We start from the raw sequence: 6,688 nt of genomic DNA on the forward strand, positions 1-6,688 counted from the left end.
AGACGCGGCCCGTAACCCGGGCTCCCATCGAAGAGGCAGAATCCAGCCTCTCGGACGTCGGCCAATCCGTGGCAAACACCGATAACGATCCAAACCGAGCGTAACACCAGACTTCTGCAGCAGCCTGTTAGCGCTGCACCGTCTCGACGCTGACGACGTCGGGGTTCGCCCGCAGCGTCACGGCGATCGCCTCGACGCTGGTGGCCGACAGGCGCACGAACGCCACCTCGATCTCGTCGAGGGCGGGGTCTTCGGCGGTGCGCGCCGTGAACTGGCGCACCCGCGAGGCACGTTCCCCGGTCGCGACGTGAAGGGTGTCGATTGAAAGCGTCCCCCGCTTGGCGACGATGCGAAGCGTCCGCGTCTGCATCCGGTCGCGCCAGCGCTCCTCCAGCGGTTTCACCCCCGCCAGGATCGCGATGACGAAGGTCGTGGTCGCCACCGCCGGGACGTAGAGCCCGCCGCCGATGGCGAGGCCGATCGCCGCCACCGCCCACAGGCTCGCGGCGGTGGTCAGACCCTTCACCACCTCGCCGCGTAGCAGGATTGTGCCCGCACCGAGGAATCCGATGCCGGAGACGACCTGCGCCGCGACGCGCGAGGGATCGAGGACGACGTTCTTCGCCCCGAGCGCGTCGGCGAAGCCGTAGTTCGAGACCAGCATGATCAGACAGGATCCGACGCAGACCAGCATGTGCGTGCGCAGGCCCGCCGCCCAGAGCAGGCGCTCGCGCTCGAGCCCGATGACGCTGCCGAGTAGGGCCGCCAGCGCCAGGCGGCCGATCATCTCCGCGTTCCCGAGCAGCGTTCGCCTCCCTGGTCCTCAGCGATCCGCGGTGAAGAATAGGCGCGTCCGGCGCGTCATGCGACGCCGAGCGTGGCCTTCTCCACCTCGTAGGCTGCGCGCACGGTCGCCGGCCCGTAGGTGCGCTCCAGGCGCCGGACGGTGAAGTGGGCACGCGCCATCGACTGGAAATGGCCCATGAAGGCGGTGTTGACCGCTGCCCCTCCGAACGCGCCCAGCACCGGCACCGCCTGCGCGGCGACCTTCTGCGAGACCACGATGCCGAAGCGCGCCGCGATCTGGGCGGTGAAGCGGATCAGCGCCGGGGCGGACTGGTCGAGCAGGGTCTTGCTCCCGGCGTAGCGGGCGGCCTCGGCCATCGTCTTGGCGAGGGCGGCGCGCACGGCGAAGTAGCCGCTCTCGGCCAGCCCCGTGCCGTCGGCGCCCGCGCCCCCGGCCGCCGAACCGGTCTTTCCGCCGAGTGCGAAGACCTGGACGCAGGCGAGCGCGCCCTCCGGGTCGTCGAGGTCCTCGCCCTCCTCCCGCGCGATCTCGGCGATCGAGCGCAGCATCAGGGTGGTCGAGACCGGCAGCTCGACGGCGAGCGTCGCGAGGCCGAAGGCGCCGCCGAACGCCCCCGACAGCGCCGCCAGGGCCTTGTGGTTGAAGGTGCTCGATCCGGTCAGGCTGCCGAGCAGCCCGCCGAGGCCCCCCTCGGCCTTCGCGGCGACGCCCTCGACCGCGGTGCCGGCGGCCGGCGCGACCGCGACCTTCGGCAGCGTCTTCAGGGCGACTCGCAGGGCGCCCCGCATCGCGGCCTCGGTCGAGCGTCCGACGGCCTCGGTCACGGGGGCCGGGAGCGACCGGCCGATCATGTCGAGGGGGGCGCCGGCCGCGGCCGAGAGCCTCGCGGCGAGGCCCGGCTGCTCCAGTGCGCGAACGGACCGGCGCAACGCCGCGAGGTCCGCCTCGCTCAAGGGACGCTCGATGGACTCGGTGGCGGCCGGAAGGACCTCACCGGTCAGCGCGATGTCGCTCATGCTTTCCTCCTCACGCCCGGGTTCTCAAGGGCACCCCCGGCGAACCGGTAGGAAGCGGGACGGAGACCGGAGGGTTCCCGTCCCCCGCCGCGGCAGGTGTCGCCGCACTGTTGGGAACGACGGGTGCAGGCTTCCGACTCGGGGTCCGGCCGACGGCGAGGCAGAGCAGCACCACCGGGATGCCGACCGCCGAGGTCATGACGAAGAAGGTCGGGTAGCCGAAGGCGGCGACGATGTAGCCCGCGGTGCCCGCGACGAGCTTGCCCGGCAGCGCGTAGAGGGACGAGAACAGCGCGTACTGCGTCGCCGCGTAGCCCGGGGTGGTCAGGCTCGACATGTAGGCGATCAGCGCGATGCCGGCGAAGGAGCCGCAGAAGTTCTCGATCGAGATCGCCACCGTCAGCCGCCAAACCTCCGGCCCGCCGGTCGACAGCCAGGCGAAGGAGAGGTGCGAGGCGGCGGCGAGGAAGGCGCCGGCGAGCAGCGTTGGGAACATCCCGAACCGCGCCATCGCCCAACCGCCCGCGAAGCCGCCGGCGATGCCGACCCAGATGCCGTAGAGTTTGGTGACGGTGGCGATCTCCTTCAGGTCGAACCCCAGCGTCCGGTACAGCGGGCTCGCCATCACGCCGGAGACGAAATCCGGCATGCGGTAGAGCGCCACGAGGACCAGCACGCCCCACAGGGCCGGCCCCATCCGTTCGCGGAGCTCGACCAGGGGCTCGAGGACGGCCTGGCGGACCGACCACAGCCGCGTCCCGGCCGCCTTCGGCGTCGCGGCGGTCGCCGCGGCATCGACGGTCGCGACCTCGGGCCGGCCGCGGTCGAAGGCGGGGGCGAGGAGGGCCGCGACTAGGCCGACGAGCATCAGCGCCGCCATCGTCAGGTACGCGAAGGTCCAGCCCTTGTCGGAGGCGAGGAAGAGGGCGCCGGCGCCCGCCGTGATCAGGCCGAGGCGGTAGCCGAGGTTCGAGGTCGCCGCGAGGATGCCCTGGAAGTCGGTGCCGGCGGCGTCGATGCGCCAGCCGTCGACGACCACGTCCTGGGTCGCGGCGCAGAAGGCGACGAGGAAGGCGCCGAGCCCGAGCAGCGCGAGGCTCGTCTTCGGGTCGGCGAAGGCCATCAGCACGAGGCAGATCGCCACCGCCACCTGGGTCGTCACCATCCAGGCGCGGCGGCGGCCGAGGCGGGCGCTCAGCACCGGCACGTCGATCCGGTCAATCAGCGGCGCCCAGAGGAACTTCAGGGAGTACGGCAGCGCCACGTAGCTGAACAGGCCGATCGCCTTGACGTCGATGTCCGAGAAGGCGAGCCGCAGGGTGAAGGTCCCGAGCACCAGGAGCAGCGGCAGCCCGGAGGAGAACCCGAGCGCCAGCATGAGGACGATGCGCCGATCCTCGACGAGGTCGCGGGCCCGCAGCCGTCGCGCGAGCTTGTCCGGTGCGGTGTCCGTGGCCATGCGATGGGAACTCCTTGACGCCTATGAGCCTTGATCCGCAAGAATCGTGGCAGCCTTGCGCCGGCCCACGCGTCGCGGAACGTCCGGGCGCGGGACGGCGGACGGATCATGGTCGATGTCGGCTTAACGCGACATCGCACATTTGCTTGGGTACAAGCGCGGGCGATCGGGAACCTTGCTCCCGCGGGTCTGTTCGGATGAGGCGAGCGTAGCCGCTCTCCTCGCACCGTCCGTCCGCGCGGGCCCAGCGCGGCGGCTCTCGATGCATCAAGGCTCCTCGCGTACCGATCGGTTACAGGATGATGGAGACCAGCGACCAGGCGGATTACCCGCTCGCTCCGGCGACGTTCGCGCGGGCGTTCGATTCGAGCCCGACACCGATGCTGCTCACGAACGCGGCCCACGACAACAATCCGATCGTTTGGGTCAACGAGGCGTTCCTAAATCTCACCGGGTACGGCCGCGACGAGCTGCTGGGGCGCAATTGCCGGATGCTGCAGGGAGCGGGCACCGACCGCTCCGAGGTCGCGCGCCTGCGCGCCGCGCTCGATGCGGCGGAGCCGATCGAGTGCGAGCTGCTGAACTATCGCAAGGACGGCACGGCCTTCTGGAACAGCATGACCGTCAACCCGGTGCGGAACGCCGACGGGCGGGTGACATTCTTCTTCGCCGCGCAGGCCGACATGACCGACAAGCGGTCGGTCGAGCAGGCGATGCGCGGCACCAACGACGAGTTGGAGCGCCAGGTCGGACAGCGTACCGCCGACCTGCAGGCCGCCCTCGAGCAAAAGACCGCGCTGCTTCACGAGGTCGATCACCGGGTCAAGAACAACCTCCAGGTCATTTCGTCATTGATGCTGCTGAAGGCACGGCGCACGCCCGAGGGCGAGGCGCGCGACGCGCTCTCCGGCATGGCCGAGCGCATCGGCGCGCTCTCGACCGCGCACCGGATGCTCTACTCGGCCGGCGACGTCACCAAATTCAACCTGTCGGACTTCACCGATGACTTCCTGTCGGACTTCAACGCCGGGCTCGATGCCGAGCGCACCAAGGTCGAGGCGCGGATCGATTCGATCGCGGTCTCCGCCGCCATGGCCGCGCCGCTCGCGCTGATGATCCACGAGTTGGCGAGCAACGCCGTCCGGCACGCGTTCCCGCAGAACCGGGTCGGCCGCATCGGTATCACCGCGCGACGCACCGAGACCGGCATGCACCTGATGATCGAGGATGACGGCGTCGGGATCGACGCAGGCCCGGTCAACCCGGCGGGCTTCGGCCGGAACCTCGTCGAGATGGTGGTGCGGCAGCTGCGCGGCACGATCACGTGGCGCGACCGCGGACCCGGCACCGTGGTCGAGATCGCGATTCCGCTGGCGGAGGACGCGTGATCGAACCGGCCCTGCGCATCCTCGTGGTCGAGGACGAGGCGCTGATCGCCCTCGAACTGGAATTCTTGCTCGACGACCTCGGCTACGTCACGGTCGGGATCGCGGCGAGCTCAGCCGAGGCGATCGCGCTGGGGCTGTCTACCGCGCCGGACGTGGCGCTGGTGGACATCCATCTCGTCGATGGGCCGACCGGCGTCGACGTCGCCCGGGCGCTCAGCGCCGACCCGCGCACGACGGTGGTGTTCATGACCGCCAACGCCAAGCGTATCCCCGACGATTTCGCCGGCGCCTTCGGTGTGATCGCCAAGCCCTATTCCGAGCGGGTCGTAGCGAGCACCCTCGACTATGTCGCCGGCTGCCGCGCCGGGCGTGTCCCTGCCCCGCCCTGCCCGGACGGTTTCTGTCGCGCACCCGAGTAAGTGCGCCTCAGCCGGCCGCGCGTTCGCGCTTAAGCCGATAGAGCGCCTCCATCGCCTCCCGCGGCGTCAACGCATCCGGGTCGATCGCATCGAGCAGGAGGCCGAGCCTGTCGTCCGCCTCGATCGCCGGTTCCGGAAGCGGCGGCGGCGCAAGGCTCGCGAATAACGGCAGGTCGTCGATGCGCGGGCGGCTTGGGCGCTCGCGCTCGGCCTTCTCCAGCCCCTTCAGGATCGCGCCGGCCCGCGCGACGACGGCGCTCGGGAGGCCGGCGATGCGCGCCACCTGCAGCCCGTAGCTGCGCTCGGCCACCCCCGGTACGACCTCGTGCAGGAACACGACGCCGTCGCGGTGCTCGGCAACCTTCAAGGTGGCGTTGTCGAGCTGCGCCAGGCGCTGGCCGAGGGCGGTCAGCTCGTGGAAATGCGTGGCGAACAGCGCGCGGCAGGCGTTCGCCTCGTGCAGGTGCTCGAGGCAGGCCCAGGCGATCGAGAGCCCGTCATAGGTCGCGGTCCCTCGCCCGATCTCGTCCAGGATCACCAAAGAGTGCCGTGTCGCCTGGTTGAGGATCGCGGCGGTCTCGACCATCTCGACCATGAAGGTCGACTGCCCGCGGGCGAGGTCGTCGGCGGCGCCGACGCGGGAGAACAGCCGATCGACGCGGCCGATCCGGGCTTCGCGCGCCGGTACGAAGGCGCCGACCTGCGCGAGCACCGCGATCAGGGCGTTCTGGCGGAGATAGGTCGACTTGCCGCCCATGTTCGGCCCGGTGATCAGCCGGATGCGGCCGCGCCCCTCCCCCGAGAGGTCGCAATCGTTGGCGATGAAGGCTGTCCCGGACTTGCGCAGGGCCGCCTCGACCACCGGGTGACGGCCCTCCGCGATGACGAAGCTCATCGACGCGTCGACCTGGGGCCGGCACCAGTCCAGCTCGACCGCAAGCTCGGCGTGGCTCGCGGCCACGTCGAGCGCAGCCAACGCCTCGGCGATGCCGCCGATCGCCTCCGCTTGCGCGACGATGCGGGCCGAGAGGTCGTCGAACACCGACGCTTCCAGTGCGAGCGCGCGGTCGGCCGCCCCAAAAATCTTCTGCTCCAGCGCGCCGAGCTCGACGCTGGTGAAGCGCATGGCGTCGACCATGGTCTGTCGATGCACGAAGTCGCGCATCAGCCCCTTCAGGCAGGCCTCGCCGACCGATTGCGGCACCTCGATGAAGTAGCCGAGCAGGCCGTTATGCTTGATCCGCAGGGTGCGGCAGCCGGTCTCCTCGGCATAGCGCGCCTGGAGCGCCGCCACGACCTTGCGCGAGTCGCTGCCGAGGAGGCGCGCCTCGTCGATCTCCGGATGGTAGCCGACGCGGACGTAGCCGCCGTCGCGCCGGTTCAGCGGCAGCTCGTCGGCCAAGCTGGCGCGCAGCGTCTCGACGAGGTCGCGGTCGGCGCGGGCGAGGATCTTCGCCAGCCGCGCCAGGTCGTCCGGCAGGTCCGTCCCGTCCGCGAGGCGTGCGCCGAGCGCCAGCGCCACGTCGAGCCCGTCGCGGATCGCGGCGAGATCGCGCGGGCCGGCCCGGCCGAGGCCGGTGCGCGAAAGCGCGCGGGCG

6 protein-coding genes are annotated in these 6,688 nt (G+C 70.9%); 2 read left to right on the forward strand and 4 right to left on the reverse strand.

Features of this window, described 5'->3' with window-relative positions; genetic code table 11:
• Nucleotides 1-127: 127 nt before the first annotated feature.
• The 3 genes from FV229_RS24085 to FV229_RS24095 all read right to left on the reverse strand — a co-directional run bounded on the left by FV229_RS24085 (nt 128) and on the right by FV229_RS24095 (nt 3,283).
• Nucleotides 128-787, reverse strand: a complete 660-nt coding sequence (locus tag FV229_RS24085) for an MgtC/SapB family protein (protein WP_147754372.1) — start codon at nt 785-787, stop codon at nt 128-130.
• 74 nt (nt 788-861) lie between these two features.
• Nucleotides 862-1,824 carry an EcsC family protein gene (locus FV229_RS24090; protein WP_147754373.1) on the reverse strand — a complete coding sequence of 321 codons (963 nt, stop codon included), beginning with the start codon at nt 1,822-1,824 and terminating at the stop codon, nt 862-864.
• Between the two features lie 10 nt (nt 1,825-1,834).
• The gene (locus tag FV229_RS24095; RefSeq protein ID WP_147754374.1) at nt 1,835-3,283 is read right to left on the reverse strand and encodes an AmpG family muropeptide MFS transporter; all 1,449 of its coding nucleotides are present in this window, start codon (nt 3,281-3,283) and stop codon (nt 1,835-1,837) included.
• A gap of 299 nt (nt 3,284-3,582) precedes the next feature.
• Here FV229_RS24095 and FV229_RS24100 point away from each other — a divergent pair, with 299 nt between their 5' ends.
• The gene (locus tag FV229_RS24100) at nt 3,583-4,671 is read left to right on the forward strand and encodes a PAS domain-containing protein (RefSeq protein WP_147754375.1); all 1,089 of its coding nucleotides are present in this window, start codon (nt 3,583-3,585) and stop codon (nt 4,669-4,671) included.
• Nucleotides 4,668-5,090 (forward strand): response regulator, encoded by a 423-nt coding sequence (locus FV229_RS24105; protein ID WP_210246520.1) that lies wholly within the window; start codon nt 4,668-4,670, stop codon nt 5,088-5,090. Before FV229_RS24100 ends, FV229_RS24105 begins: the two co-directional genes overlap by 4 nt.
• A 7-nt stretch (nt 5,091-5,097) precedes the next feature.
• On the opposite strand, the gene mutS is transcribed toward FV229_RS24105, so the two are convergent.
• Nucleotides 5,098-6,688, reverse strand: a 1,591-nt coding sequence (gene mutS, locus FV229_RS24110) for a DNA mismatch repair protein MutS (RefSeq protein WP_147754376.1), incomplete at its 5' end; no start/stop codon positions are given.

The organism is Methylobacterium sp. WL120 (assembly GCF_008039465.1).
GTDB lineage: Bacteria > Pseudomonadota > Alphaproteobacteria > Rhizobiales > Beijerinckiaceae > Methylobacterium > Methylobacterium cerastii.

Bases quoted from the DNA above. Each gene is read 5' to 3' on its own strand.
- FV229_RS24085 (WP_147754372.1), bottom strand. From the start codon at position 787: ATGATCGGCCGCCTGGCGCTGGCGGCCCTACTCGGCAGCGTCATCGGG.
- FV229_RS24090 (WP_147754373.1), bottom strand. From the start codon at position 1,824: ATGAGCGACATCGCGCTGACCGGTGAGGTCCTTCCGGCCGCCACCGAG.
- FV229_RS24095 (WP_147754374.1), bottom strand. From the start codon at position 3,283: ATGGCCACGGACACCGCACCGGACAAGCTCGCGCGACGGCTGCGGGCC.
- FV229_RS24100 (WP_147754375.1), top strand. From the start codon at position 3,583: ATGATGGAGACCAGCGACCAGGCGGATTACCCGCTCGCTCCGGCGACG.